The following is a 21,507-nucleotide window of genomic DNA, read 5'->3' as shown; positions in this document are numbered from 1 at the left end:
ATTATTCGACCAATCGCAACTTGTAGGTCAGAAATGACTGCGCTAAAAGGGTTGCTTTTGTGTAATTAGAAACCCGAATTCTGCTATTTCCAATTTCTTTACAAGGCGTATTTTCGAGTTTTCGAAGCAATTTTTTATAATACACATAAGCGGTGTAAACGCCAAATTTGGCTTCGATAGGCAATTTTACAATTCCTTGGTAAGCCACTTTAAAATCTTCTTTTATTTCCTCGACAATAACTTTTTTAGCCTTTTCATCAAAAGAATTCAAATCGACTCCGGGAAAATAATTGCGATTAAGAATTAAATTATCGTCTTTTAAATCCCTGAGGAAATTTACTTTTTGAAAAGCCGACCCCAATCGCATAGCCTGATCTTTCAACTGCTCGTATTTTTGATTATTACCACGAACAAAAACTTTTAAACACATTAATCCTACTACATCTGCCGAGCCGTAAATATATTCTTCATATTCGGCTTTCGAATCATAATCCTGCTTGATTAAATCCATTTTCATGCTTTTTAAAAAAGACTGAATCAAATCATCAGAAATATTATACTCCTTAACCGTTTGTTGGAAGGAATTCAAAATTGGATTCAAACTTATGCCGGAATGATAGGCTTTGTAATATTCCTTTTCGAATTCGTTAATTAGATTTTCTTTGTCAAATCCATGAAAAGAATCTACAATTTCATCGGCAAACCGCACAAAACCGTAAATACTGTAAATCGCATCTCTAATACTTGGCGAAAGCATATACACCGCCAATGAAAATGAAGTACTGTAGTTTTTTGTTACTAACTGGCTGCATTTGAAGGAAACATGGTCAAATAATTGCTTCATGGTTTTTTTTTTGAAATTGTTTATCTATCAAATCCGATACTAATTTCCCCGAAATTAAAGCCGGAGGAACTCCCGGTCCCGGAACGGTTAATTGTCCTGTAAAATATAAATTACGAACTTTTTGGCTTTTTAGTTTTGGCCTCAAAAAAGCCGTTTGCAATAAAGTATTCGCCATTCCGTATGCGTTTCCTTTATAAGCATTGTATTGCTCCACAAAATCATTCTTGCAAAAAGACTCTTTGAATACAATATGTTCTTTTACACTTTGTTTCGTAATTGTTTCAAATCGCTGCATGATTTTATCAAAATATTCCGCTCTTAACGCAGCCGTATCTTCAATTCCCGGCGCCAAAGGGATTAAGAAAAATCCCGATTCCATGCCGTCAGGCGCAGCAGTTTTATCTGTAACCGATGGAAAATTAGCATAAAACAACGGCGCTGTTGGCCATTGAGGTTCATCATAAATTTCTCTGGCATGTTGATTAAAATCGGTATCAAAAAACAACATATGATGTAAAATATTTTCTAATTTTTTATTGAATCCCACATAAAACAATAAAGACGAAGGTGCAAAAACCCTGCTTTCCCAATATTTTTCCGAATACTGACGATATTTTCTGTCTAATAATGTTTCAGTATGCTGATAATCGGCGCCGCTTAAAACCAAATCCGACTCGATTCTTTCTCCGTTAACAACGATAGCTTTGGCTGTTTTATTTTCGACAATGATTTTCTCAATATTCGAATTCACAAAAAACTGAACTCCTAATTCTGTCGCTAAATTTTCCATGGCCCGAACCACATCGAACATTCCGGTTTTAGGATGCCAGGTTCCGAGTCCGAAATCGGCAAAATTCATAAAACTATAAAATGAAGGAGTATCTGATGGTTTTGCTCCCAAAAATAAAACCGGAAATTCTAAAATTTGGATTAACTTTTCGTTTTTAAATTTCTTCCGTACATCACGACTGATATTTCCAAAAAACTGACCAATCTTTTTTACTGTTTCTACACTTACCAACTCCAGCGGAGAGACGCCCGGTCGATATACCAAATCTTTTATAGCAATATTATAATTACTTTGGGCTTCAGCCATAAATTCCTGAAGCTGCTTACCACTTCCCTTTTCGATGCTTTCAAATTCAGCCACAATTTCGTCTAAATTATCAGCGATGGCAATGAACTCCTCCACTCCAAAATAAACCCTGTATGCCGGATTTAACTTTATAAGTTGATAATAATCGATTGTTTTCTTTCCAAAATCAGCAAAAAAGCGTTCAAAAACATCCGGCATCCAATACCAGCTAGGCCCCATATCAAAGGTAAAACCCTTTTTTTTCATCTGCCTTGCTCTGCCGCCAATACTATTGTTTTTCTCAAAAACAACTACTTCATGACCTTTTTTCGCCAAATAACAGGCCGCTGACAAAGCAGAAAAACCAGAACCTATAATTGTAATTTTCTTTTTCATTTGTTTAACAAATATACATAAAAATTAAACAAAAAATTAAAGCCGTACTAATAATTCCTCAATAGCAGAAAACACGTTGACTTTTTCGGAAAATGACTCCTGACGAATCAAAGCGGCTAACCTTCCTGTAAACCATAATTCGGTAGAATCATCTAATAATTCATCAGCCATTACCTGAATATATGAGTTTATTTCGTCCCGATCCGGTTTGACCGTAAAACAGGAAACATAAACAATAGTATCAAAATGTTTTTTTAAATCTTTCAAATAACACACAGGCATACTTTCGCCCAAATAAATACTTTGGTAGCCCGCTAAAAGAATTTCATAATGCAAATACATCAATCCCAACTCATGAATTTCATTCAAAGGAAGCGACAACACAAAGACTTTATCGGTTTTAGTCGGATTTAAAACCTGCAATTTTTCGGAATTTAAGATGATTTTCTGCCGGATTAAACAACTTATAAAATGCTCATGTGCAGGCGAAATAGTATCGGTTTGCCACAATAAACCAATTTCATCCAGAAGAAGTAAAAACACCTGCTGAAAAATTTCCTGAAATGTTTTTTCAGAAGCCAGCCAATCGTAAGTATTAAAAAACAATTGTTGATCAAAATTAATCATAGCCATTTTGAAAGCATTCAAGGCATGATTTTTTGCGTTTTTGGCCGAAACAATCTGGCGGACTAATTCCGGAATTTCAGTTTCCGGATAAGAAGCTATTTTTGAAATTTTATACCCGTATTCATGCAAAAAACTAATATTCAACAACTTTTGCAAACTGCTCAAATCATACAACCGAATATTAGTATCCGTTCGCATTGGTTCTAAAATCTGATATCTTTTCTCCCAAATACGAATGGTATGTGCTTTAATTCCGGAAAGATTTTCGAGATCTTTAATACTAAAAACTGTTTTTATATTGTTCATTTTTTAAAGAATAACGTTAAACAAATATAAGTTTTATTCCTTAACTGAACAACACAACTTTAATTAACTAAAAAATATAATCATCAAAGTGATTTAATTTATCTAAATCCAAAATAGTTTTAGAATTATCCGAACTCCTTTTATACATTGGAACAAACTTAGCACCATAAATTACTTCGTTAAAGGTATAAGAAGTTCTTGTCGCTACAGTATTGGAAAACATATCATCAAAAGTTTTGACAAAAACCAGAATTTCACCAACAGTATTATTAAAATCCTCTTTAGAAAACTGATATAAAGGGCTTTTTTCATTGATAGGATGCACCAAAGTCCAACTTAGTGTTAAGGTATTTATTTTGGACAATTCCAGATCTAATGAATAAAACTTATTTACCTTAACACCATTCTCTTCAACACTCATTCCTAAGGTCATTTTGGCCTCAGCGTCTGTAAAATTGGTATTTTTAAAAGGTGTCATTCGAATCATCAGTCCTCGACCGTCGCCATAAGGAGCAATAAGAGCATAATGTGAAAATTTCAAAAAAGCAGTTGGCTTACTAAACCTACCAAAAAACAAACCGGTAGCAATAGCAAAACTCAGCAATCCAATCAAAGCCTCAGTAGCCGCCAGTAAACTCGTCAAAAATCCCACCGGACTAATATGGCCGTAACCAACTGTTGTGAAAGTTTGCGCACTAAAAAAATAAGCCTGCCCAAATTTAACCCAGTAACTATCTGTTACAGGAATACCATCCAAATGTTCTATCCCTATCGCAAAATAAATCGAAGCAAAAAATAAATTAATTAGCAGATAGAATGAAAAAATAACCATCATAAATTTCCAAGCCGGCATATCTATCATCGTATGATACCAACTAATCCGATGCAAAAAATGCATCCCGCGTTTCTCTACATTTGCAGTACCGTCTTTATTAAAAAAGCGTCCCCCGTAACTATTTGCATTGGTACCAAATCCTGTATTTCTATCTAATACAGCTCTTAAATTAATCTTATTTAAAAACGCCATATAAGTCCAACTATTTATTTTGAAAGTAAATTTAACTAAACTCGATTAAAAACTTTAAAAACACCTATCATTTTCAGGAGTTAATTATAAGAAATCAGCCTAAGTAATGGAATTAAATAGTATTTTTGGCCGTAAACAGAAAATCTTAATACACCTAAAATGAAAAAAATACTTTTTTTAATACTACTAAGCGGATTTTACGGCTGTGCCGAAATGCAACAAGTCATGAATCAATTGCCTCAGGTGGGAACCACAGGAACTATTGACATTGCCGGCGGATTGAAAGAGGCCCTAAATAACGGAATCACCAAACAGGTAAGCAAATTGACTGCTACCGACGGTTTTTATAAAAATGAAGCGGTAAAAATTTTACTCCCGGAAGAACTCCGAAAAGTGGATACAGGATTAAGACGTATCGGATTAAGTTCGCTAGCCGATGAAGGTTTAAAAGTAATGAATCGTGCAGCCGAAGACGCTGTAAAAGAAGCCACTCCTATCTTTGTAAGCGCAGTTAAAAACATGTCTTTTACCGACGCTAAGGGGATTTTATTAGGCAATAACAGCTCGGCGACAACTTATTTAGAGAACTCAACTTCGACTGCTTTGTATGGAAAATTCAGTCCGGTTATTAAAAATTCATTTTCTAAAGTGGGTGCTGATAAAGTTTGGTCGAATATCATTACGAAGTACAACAGCATTCCGCTGGTAACCAAAGTAAATCCTGATTTAACAGACTATGTTGCCAAACAAGCCATGAACGGCGTTTTTAAAATGATTGCTGTAGAAGAAAAAAACATTCGAACCAATATCAGCGCAAGAACATCGCCATTATTGCAAAAAGTTTTTGCCATGCAGGACAACAAATAAAACAATTCTCTTGACTTATTGAAGTAATATAAAATGCAAAAAATCACCATACTCATCCACTGTGAGGATCAAAAAGCCATTATTTCCTCGGTAACGAATTATATCGCAGGAATTGAAGGAAACATTATTTATTTAGACCAACATGTTGACGCCAATGAAAATGTTTTTTTCATGCGTCTGGAATGCGAATTCAACATTGAAAATTTTGATTTAGAATCTATTAAAAAAGATTTTCAAAACAATTTAGCCAATAAATTCAATATGTCCTGGGAAATTTACACTCAGGAATACAAACCCCGAATGGCGCTTTTTATTTCCAAATACGACCACTGCCTGTATGATATTTTAGGAAGATACAGTGCCGGAGAATTGCCTCTGGAAATTCCTTTAATCATCAGCAATCACGAAGATTTGAAAGGTGTAGCCGAACGTTTTGAAATTCCGTTTCACCATGTTCCTTTTACCAAACACATTAAAGAAGAAGGCGAAAAACAACAAATTGCCCTGCTGGAAGAATACAAAATTAACTTTATCGTTTTGGCACGTTACATGCAAATCATCACACCAAAATTGATTGAATTGTACAAAAATAAAATTATCAACATTCACCATTCCTTCTTACCGGCTTTTCCGGGAGCCAAACCTTACCACTCGGCTTTTGCCAGAGGTGTTAAAATTATTGGCGCTACCAGCCACTATGTTACCGAAGAATTAGACGAAGGACCAATTATTGAACAAGACATCACCCGTGTTTCGCACAGTCATTCTATAGAAGATTTTATTGTAAAAGGCCGTGATTTAGAACGTAGTGTATTAGCCAAAGCAATTAAATTACACGCCGAACGCAAAACCATGGTGTACAACAACAAAACGGTTATCTTTTCTTAAAATGAATCTTTTTGTTAAACAGACGTTTAAAACTTAACTTATAACCAACAAAGTAATAACAAAACCTTAACAGCTATATCGGTCATTAAGTAGCATCTTTGCAATGTAATGAACTGGTTATTTATTATATTTGGTTTTGGTTAGTTAAACAAGTGCTAGTATCCCAATACTAGCACTTCTTTATTTTATGACCTCCCTGTTTCTTTTTTGATTCACTTTTTCTCACCTCAAAAAAAAAAAAAAAAACGCTTTATCAGCAAAACCAATCCGAAAATTACACAAGAACTCTTTTAAGTATTATTCTTAGCTTTTATACCTAAAAACTGCCGAAATACTAAACTTAACATAAAAAACTAGGTTTTTAATGTTGTCATAATGTAAATTTGCCAAAAATTTACTGTTATGAAAGGTCTTTTGAAAGAAAAAAGTGAAATTGAAAAACTACAGGAAGAGTTTAAAATCTTAACCGGAATTAAACAAAAAGAAACCAATAATTCTTCCAACAAAGAAGAAGAAGAAGAATTAGTTTTAGAAGATTGCGAATCATAATTTTTGCTGCAATTCTTTAAAATAATCCAAAGCCAATAACAAACGGCTTCCGTGCCAGGAAAACATCTCTCCATCTACCAGAACAATTTTTATGGAAGGACAAAATGAAGCTATTTCGGGAATATCTTTTTCTTTAAAAGGATAAGGTTCGGAAGAAAGAAAAATACAACCCAACGATTCCTTTTCATTCCAATTTTGAAGATGCACTTCCGGATATCGGGATTGATTTCCGAAAGCATTCTCAAAATGATTCAGTTGCAGCATTTGATGGATGAAATTATCGCCGCCCACAACCATATAAGGATTTTTCCAAATAAAATAAGCTACTTTTTTTATCGGTTTCTTTTCAATAAAAGCATTAAAATCACTTAAAGCATTTTGAATTTCCGCATTCAGCTTCTCGGCTTTTAAAACACAGGAAAAAAGTTGTCCAAAATCAGCAATCATCTTAAAATTATCCTCAATCGTTTCAATATCGGTCACCCAAACCGGATACAAACGACGCAGATTTTCGACAATTTCTAAGGTATTTTCTTCTTTGTTACAAATAACAATATCAGGCTGTAAATCACTAATTTTAGTATAATCTACTTTTTTAGTCCCTCCTACAATGATCTTTCTTTTTCTCAAATTCTCAGGATGCACACAAAATTTAGTAATCCCGACAATGTTTGCTTCCAAACCTAAATCGACTAATAATTCTGTTTGTGAAGGTACCAAGGAAACAATTCGTTGCGGAACCTGATTAAAAACATGCTTTGTTCCCAAATCATCAGTTAAAGTATATTTTTCCAAATCGGTGATTTTAAATTTTGTGCATAAAAAAACCACTAAAAAAATTTTAATGGTTTTCTACTATTTAAAAAAGCTTCTTTTAATTTCTAAATTGCATAATCGCAGCCATTTCCTGTTGCATTTTCAAGGCTTCGGCTCGTGCTTTTTCGGCAAAATCATCTTCTTTAGAAGCATAAATAATTCCTCTGGAAGAATTGATTAACAAACCTACATTGGCATTCATTCCGTATTTACAAACTTCCGATAAACTTCCTCCCTGAGCACCAACACCCGGTACTAACAGAAAACTATCCGGAACAATTTTTCTAATTTCTGTAAAATATTCGGCCTTAGTAGCCCCGACTACATACATCAAATTATCAGAATTATCCCAGCTTTTTGAAGTCTCTAAAACGCGCTTGTACAATTCTTCACCATCCACATTAAGCGTTTGAAAATCAAAAGCCCCTTCATTAGAAGTCAAAGCTAACATGATGGTATGCTTGCCCTCAAAAGCCAGAAAAGGCTCAACAGAATCTTTCCCCATATAAGGCGCAACAGTAATACTATCAAAATTTAAATCTTCAAAAAAAGCTTTAGCATACATCGAAGAAGTATTTCCAATATCACCGCGTTTTGCATCGGCAATTGTAAAAACTTCAGGGTAATTTTCATTGATATAATCAATGGTCTTTTTTAAAGACATCCACCCTTTTATTCCATAAGCTTCAAAAAAAGCGATATTCGGTTTGTAAGCAACAGCCAAATCGTGAGTTGCATCAATTATTGCTTTATTGAATTCAAAAATAGGATCTTCTAATGCTAAAAAACGCTGAGGAATTTTATTTAAATCAACATCTAAACCCACACATAAAAAGGATTTTTTCAGGTTGATTTGCTCAATAAGTTGCTGTGTAGTCATTCATTTTGTTTTTCAAAGCGCAAAGTTACAAACCCAAAGCTAATTAATATAAGAATTGTATAAGTTTCTCTAAAAATTCTGTAATGCGACACTTTTTAGAGTAATCTAACTTTGAAAAAAAGCGCAATTAAGCAACTGTTTTATTACTTTTACTGAAAACCTAAAAATAACAGCCTTGAAATTATTTTTAAAACCCGACACTGCTTTTTTAATAAAGAAAATTTTAGAAGAGAAATTAGCCGTATTCAATGTTAAATACAATCTGATTAATACGAATGAAATTTTGTTTTTAGAAAGTATCGATACGGCTACTTCCGAAAAAATAGCGGTAGTATTAAACGAATACGGATTTGAAATTATCGAAAATCAAAAAAACATCATTGTTCAGAAAATTAAAGAAACAATTATCGAAATGATTTTTAACGAAGAAACTCCGGCTGTTAAAAGTTCGGTTTATTTAGCCGAAAAATTAAATCACAGCTATGGTTATCTTTCTAATTTGTTTTCGGAAGTAACTTATACCTCAATCGAGAATTTTATCATCATTCAAAAAATTGAATATGTCAAAAAACTCATTACCCATCATAATTTAACGCTGACCGAAATTGCCTTTAAACTCAATTATTCCAGTGTAGCACATTTGAGTTCTCAATTCAAAAACACTACCGGAATCACACCTTCGGCTTTTCAGCGAATTATTAAAAAAAGAAACGAAATTAGCAATCAAAAAATCAATTAAGCCCAATAAAATATGCAAAAAGATTTCATCTTAATTACGCTTGCAGATGACGACGAAGACGACAGAATGTTTTTTACAGATGCTTTTGACGAATTAAAAATCAACACAGTCGTTAACACCGTAAACGATGGTGTGGCTTTAATGAATTTCCTGAACGATCCCGAAAGTATTTTACCTAACATTATTTTCCTGGATTTAAATATGCCGTTAAAATCAGGAATGGAATGTTTAAAAGAAATCAAAGCCTATCCGAAATTTAAAGATATTGTTATCGCTATTTACTCGACTTCTTCTTCGGAAGAGGACATAGAAAACACCTTTGTTTTGGGTGCAAATATTTATATCAAAAAACCCAATCACTTTGAAAAACTAAAAGAAGTTTTATCCGAAGTCGTAACGCTTAACTGGCAGTACATCACTTCGGGATTAGATAAAGATAATTTTTTATTACGCATGTAAACTATGTTTAAATCTAAGTTATTTGATTCCTTAGGCTTTATCAGGGCTGTATTTTTAGTCGCTTTTTTTATCCTAATTTTTCTGGCCTCAATTACATACAGGCACATTAAAGAATTAGATAAAATAAGTGATTCGATTACTAATACCTATGAAATTTCTATCGAATTAGGTCAACTTATTTCTTTTATAAAAGACGCCGAAACCGGTCACAGAGGCTACATCATTACAAACGATTCCATCTATTTGGAACCATTTATTGATGCCCGAAAAAATGTCAATCGTTCGTTTCAAAACTTAAACAATACCATCCTGAACGACGCCAAAAAAGAGCTTCAACTCAAACGAATTTACGATTTGGTTGACCGTCGTTTTTCCTATTTCAAAAATCATTTTTCAAATAAAAAAGAATTTAACGACGATTTCAGAAACGGAAAATTAGTCATGGATTCCCTGAGAATGGAATTAGACAACATGCTCAACACCGAAAACAAATTATTAGATTCTAAAGGAAGGCTTTACCGTTACAACAATTCCAATACACCGTTGATTGTTTTTTCGACTTTCTTAATTTCCATCTTAATTTTAGGTTTGGGTTATTTGCGAATTATCAAAAACTACAACGACTTAATCAGTCAAAATATACAGTTAAAAATATTTGACGAATCCAGCAAACAAGCCGAAATTTTGGGAAAATACGGAAGCTGGCTGTTAAATCTGGAAGACAAAACTTTTAATTATTCCGACAATCAGTTTCGTTTATTAGGCTGTGAACCGGAATCTTTCCTGCCTACTTTCGAAAATTCATTAGACGCGGTGCATCCGGACGACCGGGAAATTCTTATTGAAGCTTTTCAGCAAGCGGAAACAAACGAATTATTACCACTAATTCATTACCGAATTATTAAAAAAGACACGTTGGAAGTTCGTCATTTTCGATCAACAGCCAAAATATTCGTAGATCGTTTGGGCAACAAAAACATGATTGGAACCACACAGGATATTAGCGAAGATTTCAATAAAACGCAGTTAATCGAGTTACGAAATAAAGAATTGGAACTAAACAACAAAGAATTAATGGAATTCAATCACGTTGCCAGTCATGATTTACAAGAACCGCTGCGAAAAATCCAGACTTTTATTTCCCGAATTGAATATAAAGAGAAAGATCACCTATCAGAAACTGCCCAAAGTTATTTTGAAAAAATTCAGGAAGCTTCTAACCGAATGCGCATTTTGATTGACGATTTATTGCAATATTCAAGAACCAGCCGTTCGGAAAAAACTTTTGAAGTTACCGATTTAAATACTATTGCAGCAAATGCCATAAGCGAACTTTCGGAAAATATTGAAGATAAAAAAGCTGAAATTCATTTTGAAAAATTACATCAGGTGCAAGGTGTTCCGTTTCAACTTCAACAGTTGTTTATTAACATCATCGGGAATTCTTTAAAATATTCGAAAACTGAAGAAGCGCCTTTGATTACCATTAGTTCCAAAAAAGTAAAAGCGTCTAAAACACCAAAACTAAACGATCATTCCAAAAAAGAATACATCAAAATAACTTTTAAAGACAACGGATTAGGTTTTGAACAAAAATATGCCGAAAAAATCTTCCAGCTTTTCAACAGATTGCATGGCAAAAAAGAGTTTCCGGGAACCGGCGTAGGACTGGCTATTTGTAAAAAAATAGTCGAAAACCACAAAGGCTATATTTTTGCAAAAGGAAAACCAGACGAAGGTGCTGTTTTTGAAATTTATTTGCCTGTTTAATAAAAACGAATTATATAATATTATTAAAGAATCATATAAAATCACTAAAAGTCTTTTTATTTATTTTTACACAAAATTCACCAAATGACCACAATAAGAAGCATCAGACCTGTTTTCCTTTTCATTCTGCTTCCCCTCTGTTGCAGTATGTTTGTAACATCCTGTGAGAAAAAAAACAAAGAAAACAAAGAAGCTAAAATTGAAACACCTAAAACCAACACTAAAGTAAGTGAATTTGTTTTAACTGAAATTGCCGAATCCAATCTGAAAATAGTAGCCATTTCCCAAAAAGCGCGGGAAAGAAAAATACCAAGCAGTACTCAAAACGTTTTACTGCAAATAGAAGAAAACCACAGCCAATTTAAAAATACCATTAGAAAAATTGCCAAAGACAATTACATCATTATTCCAAATACACTTTACGACACCACAACTTTAAAAAGTTTTATCAGCGAAGTAAGCACCAGTATGTATTTGAAAAAACTTCATAACTCCCTCCTCGCCGAATTAGAACTTTACAAAAAAACCGCAACAACAAGCCTGAATAACGACTTATTAGCCCTGACAAAAGAAGCAATTCCAATTATTCAACAAAATATTGCCAGCATTCAGGAAGAGCAAAAAATCCATCCCTAAACCCTAGTATAAATTCTAAAAAGCGCCTTTTCGGGCGTTTTTCTTTGTGCCAAAATGCAAAATGGCAATTGTATAAAAGTCTGAAAATATCCTGTAACATTTTTAATACAAAGATGTTGCAATTTTGTACTGTATCCTGGGAACTACATATAAATCCAATTTGATAACTTAAAATACAATGCCATGAAAAATTTAGTATTAGCCGCATTTTTATGCTTCACATTCGTAAATTTTACAAAAGCACAAAGCCTAAGTCCGTCAGCAGGTATAAAAGGAGGTCTTAATTTTACAAATCTTTATACGGACGATGTTGATGATAATAATGTTTTAAGCAGTTTTAATGCCGGTATCTATGCCAATTTACCTGTCTCTCCGGCTGTTTCCATCCAACCAGAGCTGAACTTTTCCAGAAAAGGTGCCGAATTAGTATATGATAATGCTTTTGCCACCGGAACTACCCGATTAAAACTAAATTATCTTGAAATGCCTGTTTTATTAAAACTGAATGTAACTCCAAATTTCAATATTCACTTTGGTCCTTATGCGGCCTATTTAATTGACGGAAAAGCCACTAACGAAAGTAACAACAGCAGTTTCAACTTTGAAGAAAACATCAATAATGATGATTTAAACAAATGGGATTACGGTTTATCGGGCGGAATCGGATTTGACTTTGCGTCAACCTCATTGGGAATTCGTTACAACTATGGTTTGCAAACCATTGGGAAAGAAAGAAATTTTGGTGGAAGCACCTATACTTTTCCCGACTCAAAAAACAGTGCTTTGAGTTTATATATTGGTTTCAAACTCTAAATATTTTTAATCTAAAAACAAAGAAATCATGGGAAATATACTTTATCTGGCCGCAGTATTATTAGTAATATTTTGGGCCTTAGGATTCTTTATCTACAGTATCGGAAGTCTGATTCATATTTTATTAGTAATTGCAGTAATTGCGGTACTTATGAGAATTATTAGCGGAAAACAACTTTAAAAAATAACCCTAAAATCCATATATTATGAAAACAAATAAAGTAATGCTGGCCGCAATTGGCGGACTGGCAGCAGGAGCAGCTTTAGGAATACTATTTGCACCCCGAAGCGGGAAAAAAACCAGAAAAAAAATCGCAGAAAAATCCAAAGCGCTTAAAGAACACGCAAAAGAAGATTTTGACAAACTGATTGAAAAAATAGATCATAAGTACAAAATAATTTCTGACGATGCACATCGATTGCTTCAGGAAAGCAAATCGAAAGCCGGGAATGGAATGACTAACAAAAGCTAAACAGCATCTTTCTATTCAAAAAAAAATTAAGTAAAAAATAATTGTAAAACTCAAATCGAACTCATCATGAAAAATGTAATCCAAAATATCGCGGTCTTATTTTTATTTCTTCTGGGAACCACTTCCATAATGGCTCAGGATATTCCGGGAGATAAATATGAACAAAAATTCAAATTAGGTATTGGTGCCAATGTCGGTTATCCTTTTGAAGATCCATACAACTTAAATGTTGGCGGAGATGTTCGTTTACAATATGATTTATCTAAAAGATATTCGCTTACAGCAACCACAGGTTTCAGTAATTTATTCGTTAGCGGAGACGACAATGATTTAGGTTATATTCCTGCCAAATTAGGTTTTAAAGCCTTTGTTTTAAAAGACAAATTCTACTTAATGGGAGAAGCCGGAGCTGCATTTGCAGTAACCAATAAATACAACGACAAATCATTGTTATTAAGTCCGGGAATTGGTTATGCAACTAAATACATCGATATCAGTGTACGTTATGAATACTTACCTGATTTCCCTTCGATAAGAAACGATGCCGCCGACAAAGGTCTGGGACAAGTTGCTTTGCGATTGGCTTACGGATTTAAACTTTAAAGAAAAATGATGAGTAGTATGTAAAAAATACTACTCACAAATCAACTTCATATTAATTTAAAATAGAAAACCTATGAAAAATATCCATAAATATATAGCTTTAACTGTTCTGGTCACCCTTAGTGTTTCCTGTAAAGATGAAAAACAGGAAATGGCACATCAAAAAGTGGCTCAATTTACAATGTATGTTGATTCCATCAGCCGGGTAGCTACTGATGAAACCACCAAAAACTGGGAAAGCATTCAGGTCCGATATGAAAAAGTCAAAATGGAAGCTCAGGACGCTATGAATCAACTGGAAAACAAAATGGAAATGGAATCCCTGATTGATAAAGCTGACAGCAAATATGAAGAATACAAAGCTGCAGTCCTTTTAAAAAGAGATGCTATGTTGCATGAAAGTTTCAGAAACAGCTTTTTTACCGAAAAAGTTGGCGAAGACATGAAACTTGAATGGGTAAATAAAGACAATATTGCTAATGTTTATTTGCATTTTATTAGCACTATCGAACAAAATAAAGATTCTTACAGCAGAGAAGACTGGGATGAAATTAAACTTATCTACGAAGCCTTAGATACCCGAAAAAACACTGTTGAAAAAGAAGGTTTGTCTTCAAAAGACAACATCAAAATTGCAGGTTTGAAAATAAAATTTGCCACTCTTTACCAAATAAACAGAGCTACTGCTAAATCTAAAGAGAATACAGAAGCTAAAGAATAAGCCCCCTTCTACTTCTATTTATATAAAAAAGCTCCCTCTTTTCGACTTGAAGAGGGAGCTTTCCTTTTTTAAACAAAACAAAAAATGAGGCACTCAGGCCTCATTTTTTTATCAATTTAAATTAAATTATTTTACTACAATAATTTCTACTCTACGATTTTGAGCTCTGCCTTCTACTGTTTTGTTAGAAGCAATTGGTTTAGTAATTCCATAACCTTCAGAAGAAAGTCTGTCAGCGCTGATACCTTTGGCAATTAAATAATCTTTAACTGCTGCGGCTCTGTCTTTTGATAACTGAAGATTTTTAGCTGCATTACCAGTACTATCAGTATGTCCTTCTAATTTGAAATTAGCATTGCTGTATTCGTTCATCACTTTTACAATTTCATCTAATTTCGCAGTAGATTCTGCTTTAATAGTTGCTTTAGAAGTGTCAAATAAAACAGATTTAGAGAAATCATTTAATTTTTTAATCACTTCAGTAGTTACTTCAGGGCAACCGTTATTCGCCAAAGTTCCTTTTACTTTAGGACATTTATCATCTTTGTCTAAAACACCATCACCGTCAGTATCCGGCCAAGGACAACCTGCATTTTCTTTTGGTCCGGCAACTGTTGGACATTTATCATCTTTATCTAAAACGCCGTCTTTATCCTTGTCTTCCCACGGACAACCTTTATTAGCAGCTGGTCCGGCAACAGTTGGACATTTATCGTCTTTATCTAAAACGCCATCATTATCCTGATCTCCCCAAGGACATCCGTTATTTTCAACTGGCCCTGCAACAGTAGGACAAGCATCATCTTTATCCAATACTCCGTCTCCATCCTGATCTTTCGCTTTCTTTTGATAAACCGGGATTTTAAATCCTAAATGAATATCAGCAGCTTTTGAACTTTTTGAAGCCAAATTAGAAAGAACTGAACCTGAACCGATAAAGAAAACTCCTGTTCTTAAACCTAGCCCCACTTGCGCCTGTTTGCTATAATCCATATAAGATACCGGAATATAAGCACTAAACCATTTCGACTCGTAACGAGGCGTTACGCTCACACGATTAGCAATACTATTTTGATTTAATTTGGTATCACTTACAATTCCTAAATCACCATTAGCATTCAAATAGAATTTTTTGTAAATATTCCAATCTACATCAGCATGTAAAGCCGTTGGTAAATATGATCTTACAGTTCCGTCAACCGGAATACTACTATAATTATCCTCCAAGAACTGATCAAAATTTTCAGAGCTATCATAATCATCCTGAGTAATTGTCTTGTTTAAATCATACATATTACGAACTCCTTTAGCGTATTTCACAGAACCTAAATCAGTTACCGAAATACCAAAACGCAGTTTGTATTTATTTACTTCTTTTAAGTCGTTAATATCCGCTCTGTCCGCTGTATATTCAGGTCTCCATTCATAAACTAAACCTAAATCAACACCAAAACCTCTTGATTTTGAATCTATATCTAGATCTGAATTAGCTGCAAAATCCTGACTCGATCCGTAAACAGCTGTACCCGTTGTGGTATAAGTACTGTTTTGTGGCAAAATCAAATCCTCATTATATGCCATTGTAATTCCGGTTCCTTGAAAATGGTAGTTTGCTACCCCTTGCAAATATTTGGCTGTAATACCTCCTTTTAAGAAATGTTGCCCTTTTTGATATAAAACAGCAGCATAAGAAATTCCTAACTCACCCCAGGAATTCCCAACGGCATTTGGGCTTCCAACATTAGCAGTAGGAAAACTGGAAGAATTATCTTTTGTAATATCATTAATTACTTGTCCATTCACATCAATCACATTAACAAAAGCCCTGGCTCTGGTAAAAATTGCCAAAGAATGTTTAGGAGCAATGTTAAACATTACCGATGGTCCCATTACATCCGTATTTAAAAAAGCACGATTCGCATTGCTAAAATTCTTTTTAGCTTCTAAATCAAAATCATATCCGCTTTTAAAAACATCAAAAATCTTAACACCATACAAATCATTCCCGGCAGCAGAACTAATAGAAAAGATATTAATATCAGTTTTAAAACGAGAATCAACTATGGACGCTGGATTAAACAATACACTCTGAACACCGGCATAATTATCCGGCGTATATCCCAGATAAGACTGTGCATTTACCGAAAAAAAGCCGGTAAAGGCAAATAACGAAAGATAAATTCTCTTCTTCATACATAATACTATTTAGTTAATAATTTAGGGCAAAAAAAAACACTTAATTTACAAACGCAAGTTAAGTGCTTTTTCTTATTAATTTAAATAAAAAATTATACTTTTTTTTAACAAATAATATTCAGTTAACGATTAGAAAACCTCGCTGGCTTCTTTTAGTTTTTCAGTATTGTTAACTAGTTGTAACTCATCTACAATTTTCTGAATATCACCATTCATAATATTCCCTAAATCATACAAAGTCAAACCAATTCTGTGATCCGTTACACGACCCTGAGCATAATTATAAGTTCTAATTTTTGCCGAACGGTCTCCGGAACTTACCTGAGAACTACGTTTTGAAGCATCTTCAGCTTGTTTTTTAGCCAATTCCATTTCGTACAAACGAGAACGTAAAACCTCTAATGCCTTATCCTTATTTTTATGTTGTGATTTTTGATCCTGACATTGCGCTACTAATCCGGTAGGAATATGTGTTAAACGCACCGCCGATTTGGTCGTATTTACCGACTGCCCTCCAGGTCCTGATGAACAAAATAAATCAATACGGACATCATTCATATCAATTTGCACATCAAATTCTTCAGCTTCAGGTAATACCATTACCGTAGCTGCCGATGTATGTACACGTCCTTGAGTTTCTGTTTGAGGAACACGCTGTACACGGTGTACCCCAGCTTCAAATTTTAAAGTTCCGTAAACATCTTCTCCGGTTACTTCAAAAATAATCTCCTTGAAACCTCCCGAAGTACCTTCATTCATATCCACAACCGATGTTCTCCAACCTTTACTTTCACAATATTTAGTGTACATTCTAAATAAATCTCCGGCAAAAATACTCGCTTCATCTCCTCCTGTCCCGGCACGAATTTCCACCATCACATTCTTAGCATCCTCAGGATCTTTAGGAATCAACATAAACTTGATTTCCTCTTCTAACTGAGGCAATCTTTCCTTAGCTTCATCCAACTGCATTTTAGCCATTTCTACCATATCAGCATCACTTCCGTCAGCAATAATTTCGTTTGCCTCGTCAATATTAGCCATCAAAAGAACATATTCATCTCTTTTTTCAGCCAAAGCCTTAAGATCTTTATACTCTTTATTTAACTGTACATAACGTTTTTGATCGGCAATTACATCCGGTTGGATAATCAAATCCGAAATTTCATCAAAACGTTGCTTTACTATCTGAAGTCTGTCTAACATAGTTATAGTCCTTATAATTGGAGTGCAAAAATACAAAAAAGATTGCACAATTTAGAAGCCTCTTTTTAGATTTTTTTTGGAGCTTAACCTGTTTCCCGATAAACAAAAACTACGGCTAAAAAGGTTTGTTTTTCTTAAATCTAGAGATACCGCTCCCTTCAGTTCCAAAAGTCCGTTGTAGTACACTAATTTTCTTCCGAAATTTTATTCACCATAAAAATCATCACTCCACCTAAAAAAGCCATTATTAAAAAAGCCCATTTCATACTCAAAATTTCTGAAATATAACCCACCATTGGCGGTACAACTAAAAACCCTAAATATCCAATCGTTGAAATAGAAGTCAAAGCCGAACCGCTACTCAAATTTTTAGATTTTCCGGCTATACTAAAAACCAAAGGGACCGTACAGGAAACCCCAATCCCAATTAATATAAATCCAAAAATTGTTGTAACCACAAAAGGAAGTAAAAAGCATAATAAAAATCCCAATGAAATAAATATAGCGCTGTACAACAATATGTTTTTTATACCAAATCGCATCACGGCATAATCACCACAAAAACGTCCCAGTGTTACTGCCGTCATAAAGAAAACAAAAGCCGCCGTAGTCATCTTCTGTGAGGCATGCAAAACATTTTGAAAATAAATCCCACTCCAGTCGTACATCGTATTTTCACAAGCCATTGACACAAAACAAATAATAGCAAATTTCAACAAGGTTTTATCCGGCATCGAAAAAAACTTAGATTGTTCTTTTGACGGTTCACACTCAATTGTCATTGGATAAAAAGAGGCGGTAACCGCAAGCATTGCAACACTTATTCCTAACAGATGAAACGAAGGATCTATATGTTGCGTTACCATGACATATCCTAATCCGGCTCCGGCAAATCCAGCCAAACTCCATACAGCATGAAAAGTAGTCATAATCGATTTTGGATACAAACGCTGCACTTCTAGCGCCTGTGCATTCATCGACAAATTCAAAATATTACGCGAACCACCAAATATCAGAAGAATCAAAACCAATTGCCATACAAATGCTGCAAAACCAGGCAAAGCCAAAACGACATTAAACATAACTGCTCCTAACAGCATACAATAACGACTGCTCATTATATTTAAAATTCTTCGTGTAAAAGGCATCGTTAACATTAAGCCTATTGGAAAAGCAAACAAAACCGTTCCAAATTCAGCTTCCGACAAATGCAACTGTTCTTTAATCGCCGGAATTCGCGATGCCCAGGAAGAATATCCAAAACCTGAAATAAAGAAAAAAACGGTTGTTGCTAATCGATATCCTTTAGGAGTCTGACTTATTTTTCTAAAACAGTCTGTAATCATGTTATAAATTTCAAATTGGACTGTAAAAATAAAGCTTTTAATATGTAAAGAATATTAAAATAATGATAATCTCAACTAATAAAACAAATAGTATTTTTCGTAATTTTGTCTCGAATTTGACACAACATCAAATCCTTTTTTATGAAAAAATCAATCTTCTATTTATTTGCTTTTTTGCTTGTCATCGCATGTCAAAAAAATAATTCAACCGAAAAAGACCTGATTAAAAAAGCTGATTGGCTTATTGGAAATTGGGAATACAAAACTAATTGGGGCACACTTTCGGAAAGTTGGCAAAAAGTAAATGACAGCACATTTAAGGCGCAATCACTTTTTATCAAAGACAAAGACACGATTCACCACGAAAATATTATCCTCCAACAAAATGGAGAAAAACTTAGTTATATAACTACTATAAAAGGACAAAACAACAACAAACCTATCCGTTTTGAACTGAATAAAGAAATTGAAGACAAAGTACTTTTTGAAAATCTAAAAAACGATTATCCTCAAAAAATCACTTATAAAAAAGACTCCAATGGCATTATTACCGAAATTTCAGGAGTCCAATCAGGAAAAACCACCACTGAAAAATACACATTAGTAAAAACTAAATAAAAACAAGTATCTTTTTCTTAAACCTTGCCCTAAAAAGCAAGGTTTTTTTATTTAAAATCACTTATATTTATCATAACCATGATTTCTAATCTAAAAAACCAACTTAAATGAATAGAAAAACCATATCAATTCTATCTGCTTTTCTTTTATTAATCGGAAGCTCAAAAAAATCATTTTCTCAAAATCCCCTCAACTTCGGAAGCAAAATATTTACAGCTGACCCCTCCGCTCATGTATGGAAAGACGGAAAAATGTATGTTTACACCTCCCATGACGAAGAATGTCAGACTGATTTTTTCATGAAAGACTGGCATGTTTTTTCTTCGGCTGACTTAGTCAATTGGACAGATCACGGAGTTATTTTATCCGTTAACGATCTTGATTGGGCCGATAATTTCGCCTGGGCTCCAGACTGCGCTTACAAAAATGGCAAGTATTATTTTTGCTTTCCGGCAGGAACAGGTTTTAAAGACCGAGTAAACCCAAAAAACAGTACAAAATGGATGGGAATCGGTATAGCTGTAAGTGATTCCCCCATCGGTCCATTCAAAGATGCCATTGGAAAACCTCTATGGACAACGCCTTACGCTAATGATCCTTGCCTCTTTATTGACGACAACGGCAAAGGATACATCTATTTCAACGGAGGAGGCGATTATTTAGTTGCCGAAATGAATGATGATTTACTTAGTGTAAAAGGAAATCTATACAAAATGGACATGGGAGGTTATAAACCCAAAAGAGAAGGACCATGGATATTTAAAAGAAAAGATCTTTACTATTATACAATGCCTGAAGAAAATAGAATTTTAACTTATTATACAGCCAAATCTCCAAAAGGCCCTTGGAAATATCAGGGAGTAATCATGGATGAAGAAAACGAAAGCAACAATCACCATTCAATTGTAGAATTCAAAGGAAAATGGATATTATTTTACCACCGTTGGCTAGAAAACGAATCAAACTGTGGAGAAAGACAACGTCAGGTATGTGCCGAAAATCTTTATTTCAATGAAGACGGAACCATCCAAAAAATTAAAAGAACTAATAACGGAATAAAAGATACTTTTAAATAAAAAAAAAACTCCAATTAGATTATTCTAATTGAAGCTTTTTGTACTCAGAGCGGGACTTGAACCCGCACGAACATTGCTGTTCACTGGATTTTAAGTCCAGCGTGTCTACCAATTTCACCATCCGAGCAATAAAGTGGTACCTCCAGGGATCGAACCAGGGACACATGGATTTTCAGTCCATTGCTCTACCATCTGAGCTAAGGTACCATTTCTTATCCGAAGATAAAAAAAGAATAAAAAACCCCGTCGTTACGGGGTTTTCAAAGAAAGGCGACGACATACTCTCCCACAAAATGCAGTACCATCTGCGCAGGCGGGCTTAACTTCTCTGTTCGGGATGGGAAGAGGTGAGCCCCGCCGCAATAACCACCTTAAGGTTATTAGTCTAAAGTCTAAGGTCTTAAAGTCTAAAGTTTTCACTTTATGACTTTTGACTTTCGTCTTTGAGACTGCTCGCGTCGAGCTAATATCTTAACATACTGAGATAAATAATTCAAATTGTCATCCTGAGCTTGTCGAAGGACGGATTAGAAAGTTTCCCCTCCCTTTTATCAAGGGAGGTGATTTGTACATAAG

The 21,507-nt window shown here is 34.2% G+C and carries 23 protein-coding genes, 2 tRNA genes and 1 rRNA gene; 14 read left to right on the top strand and 12 right to left on the bottom strand.

The window, feature by feature from the left end:
* Position 1: 1 nt before the first annotated feature.
* From H599_RS0104705 to H599_RS0104690, 4 genes are all read right to left on the bottom strand, one after another.
* On the bottom strand, positions 2-844 hold the full coding sequence (locus H599_RS0104705; protein WP_026713065.1) for a phytoene/squalene synthase family protein: 843 nt from the start codon (positions 842-844) through the stop codon (positions 2-4).
* Positions 828-2,315, bottom strand: coding sequence for a phytoene desaturase family protein (locus tag H599_RS0104700; protein WP_026713064.1), 1,488 nt, complete (start codon positions 2,313-2,315; stop codon positions 828-830). The genes H599_RS0104705 and H599_RS0104700 overlap by 17 nt, the downstream gene beginning before the upstream one ends.
* 36 nt (positions 2,316-2,351) lie before the next feature.
* Positions 2,352-3,248, bottom strand: a complete 897-nt coding sequence (locus H599_RS0104695) for a MerR family transcriptional regulator (protein WP_026713063.1) — start codon at positions 3,246-3,248, stop codon at positions 2,352-2,354.
* 67 nt (positions 3,249-3,315) lie between these two features.
* Positions 3,316-4,275 (bottom strand): ion channel, encoded by a 960-nt coding sequence (locus H599_RS0104690; protein WP_026713062.1) that lies wholly within the window; start codon positions 4,273-4,275, stop codon positions 3,316-3,318.
* Positions 4,276-4,434: 159 nt separating this feature from the next.
* Between H599_RS0104690 and H599_RS0104685 the strand changes: the two genes are divergently transcribed.
* The 3 genes from H599_RS0104685 (at position 4,435) to H599_RS20990 (ending at position 6,579) form a co-directional block, all read left to right on the top strand.
* Complete coding sequence (locus H599_RS0104685; protein WP_026713061.1) at positions 4,435-5,142, top strand: DUF4197 domain-containing protein; 708 nt, start codon at positions 4,435-4,437, stop codon at positions 5,140-5,142.
* Positions 5,143-5,175: 33 nt separating this feature from the next.
* A complete protein-coding gene (gene purU / locus H599_RS0104680) occupies positions 5,176-6,030 on the top strand; it encodes a formyltetrahydrofolate deformylase (protein ID WP_026713060.1) in 855 nt (284 codons plus the stop codon).
* A gap of 402 nt (positions 6,031-6,432) precedes the next feature.
* Positions 6,433-6,579, top strand: a complete 147-nt coding sequence (locus tag H599_RS20990) for a hypothetical protein (protein WP_169736894.1) — start codon at positions 6,433-6,435, stop codon at positions 6,577-6,579.
* Here H599_RS20990 and H599_RS0104670 read toward each other — a convergent pair.
* Together H599_RS0104670 and pyrF are read right to left on the bottom strand one after the other, a co-directional pair.
* Complete coding sequence (locus H599_RS0104670) at positions 6,574-7,374, bottom strand: ABC transporter substrate-binding protein (protein WP_026713059.1); 801 nt, start codon at positions 7,372-7,374, stop codon at positions 6,574-6,576. The two genes, H599_RS20990 and H599_RS0104670, sit on opposite strands and share 6 nt — an antisense overlap.
* A 79-nt stretch (positions 7,375-7,453) precedes the next feature.
* Positions 7,454-8,275: an orotidine-5'-phosphate decarboxylase gene (gene pyrF, locus H599_RS0104665; RefSeq protein ID WP_026713058.1), complete on the bottom strand. Its 822-nt coding sequence runs from the start codon at positions 8,273-8,275 to the stop codon at positions 7,454-7,456.
* Positions 8,276-8,450: 175 nt separating this feature from the next.
* Here pyrF and H599_RS21065 point away from each other — a divergent pair, with 175 nt between their 5' ends.
* From H599_RS21065 to H599_RS0104620, 9 genes are all read left to right on the top strand, one after another.
* Positions 8,451-9,014, top strand: coding sequence for a helix-turn-helix domain-containing protein (locus H599_RS21065; protein WP_026713057.1), 564 nt, complete (start codon positions 8,451-8,453; stop codon positions 9,012-9,014).
* Positions 9,015-9,026: 12 nt separating this feature from the next.
* Positions 9,027-9,473: a response regulator gene (locus tag H599_RS0104655; RefSeq protein ID WP_026713056.1), complete on the top strand. Its 447-nt coding sequence runs from the start codon at positions 9,027-9,029 to the stop codon at positions 9,471-9,473.
* A 3-nt stretch (positions 9,474-9,476) separates the two neighbouring features.
* Positions 9,477-11,243: a sensor histidine kinase gene (locus tag H599_RS0104650; RefSeq protein ID WP_026713055.1), complete on the top strand. Its 1,767-nt coding sequence runs from the start codon at positions 9,477-9,479 to the stop codon at positions 11,241-11,243.
* A gap of 84 nt (positions 11,244-11,327) precedes the next feature.
* On the top strand, positions 11,328-11,879 hold the full coding sequence (locus tag H599_RS0104645; RefSeq protein WP_155960742.1) for a hypothetical protein: 552 nt from the start codon (positions 11,328-11,330) through the stop codon (positions 11,877-11,879).
* 183 nt (positions 11,880-12,062) lie between these two features.
* Positions 12,063-12,692 (top strand): porin family protein, encoded by a 630-nt coding sequence (locus H599_RS0104640; protein ID WP_026713053.1) that lies wholly within the window; start codon positions 12,063-12,065, stop codon positions 12,690-12,692.
* Between the two features lie 28 nt (positions 12,693-12,720).
* Positions 12,721-12,873 carry a lmo0937 family membrane protein gene (locus tag H599_RS20730; RefSeq protein WP_155960741.1) on the top strand — a complete coding sequence of 51 codons (153 nt, stop codon included), beginning with the start codon at positions 12,721-12,723 and terminating at the stop codon, positions 12,871-12,873.
* 25 nt (positions 12,874-12,898) lie between these two features.
* A complete protein-coding gene (locus H599_RS0104630) occupies positions 12,899-13,165 on the top strand; it encodes a YtxH domain-containing protein (protein WP_026713052.1) in 267 nt (88 codons plus the stop codon).
* 66 nt (positions 13,166-13,231) lie between these two features.
* On the top strand, positions 13,232-13,768 hold the full coding sequence (locus H599_RS0104625) for a hypothetical protein (protein WP_026713051.1): 537 nt from the start codon (positions 13,232-13,234) through the stop codon (positions 13,766-13,768).
* Between the two features lie 73 nt (positions 13,769-13,841).
* Positions 13,842-14,489 (top strand): DUF6565 domain-containing protein, encoded by a 648-nt coding sequence (locus H599_RS0104620; protein ID WP_026713050.1) that lies wholly within the window; start codon positions 13,842-13,844, stop codon positions 14,487-14,489.
* Between the two features lie 126 nt (positions 14,490-14,615).
* On the opposite strand, the gene H599_RS0104615 is transcribed toward H599_RS0104620, so the two are convergent.
* The 3 genes from H599_RS0104615 to H599_RS0104605 form a co-directional block, all read right to left on the bottom strand.
* On the bottom strand, positions 14,616-16,682 hold the full coding sequence (locus H599_RS0104615) for a DUF5723 family protein (protein ID WP_026713049.1): 2,067 nt from the start codon (positions 16,680-16,682) through the stop codon (positions 14,616-14,618).
* 132 nt (positions 16,683-16,814) lie between these two features.
* Positions 16,815-17,891, bottom strand: coding sequence for a peptide chain release factor 1 (prfA, locus tag H599_RS0104610; RefSeq protein WP_026713048.1), 1,077 nt, complete (start codon positions 17,889-17,891; stop codon positions 16,815-16,817).
* Between the two features lie 185 nt (positions 17,892-18,076).
* Positions 18,077-19,237, bottom strand: coding sequence for an MFS transporter (locus tag H599_RS0104605; RefSeq protein ID WP_026713047.1), 1,161 nt, complete (start codon positions 19,235-19,237; stop codon positions 18,077-18,079).
* 141 nt (positions 19,238-19,378) lie between these two features.
* Here H599_RS0104605 and H599_RS0104600 point away from each other — a divergent pair, with 141 nt between their 5' ends.
* Both H599_RS0104600 and H599_RS0104595 read left to right on the top strand, forming a co-directional pair.
* Positions 19,379-19,855 (top strand): DUF6265 family protein, encoded by a 477-nt coding sequence (locus H599_RS0104600; protein ID WP_026713046.1) that lies wholly within the window; start codon positions 19,379-19,381, stop codon positions 19,853-19,855.
* Positions 19,856-19,962: 107 nt separating this feature from the next.
* Positions 19,963-20,931 (top strand): family 43 glycosylhydrolase, encoded by a 969-nt coding sequence (locus tag H599_RS0104595; protein WP_026713045.1) that lies wholly within the window; start codon positions 19,963-19,965, stop codon positions 20,929-20,931.
* 41 nt (positions 20,932-20,972) lie between these two features.
* On the opposite strand, the gene H599_RS0104590 is transcribed toward H599_RS0104595, so the two are convergent.
* The 3 genes from H599_RS0104590 to rrf all read right to left on the bottom strand — a co-directional run bounded on the left by H599_RS0104590 (position 20,973) and on the right by rrf (position 21,305).
* Positions 20,973-21,058: transfer RNA gene (locus tag H599_RS0104590), tRNA-Leu, on the bottom strand.
* Between the two features lie 7 nt (positions 21,059-21,065).
* Positions 21,066-21,138: transfer RNA gene (locus H599_RS0104585), tRNA-Phe, on the bottom strand.
* A gap of 58 nt (positions 21,139-21,196) precedes the next feature.
* Positions 21,197-21,305, bottom strand: a 5S ribosomal RNA gene (gene rrf / locus H599_RS0104580).
* Positions 21,306-21,507: the final 202 nt, after the last annotated feature.

The sequence above is a fragment of the Flavobacterium daejeonense DSM 17708 genome (assembly GCF_000425425.1).
Classification (GTDB): Bacteria; Bacteroidota; Bacteroidia; order Flavobacteriales; family Flavobacteriaceae; genus Flavobacterium; species Flavobacterium daejeonense.
This window is presented reverse-complemented; position numbering and strand designations above follow the sequence as displayed.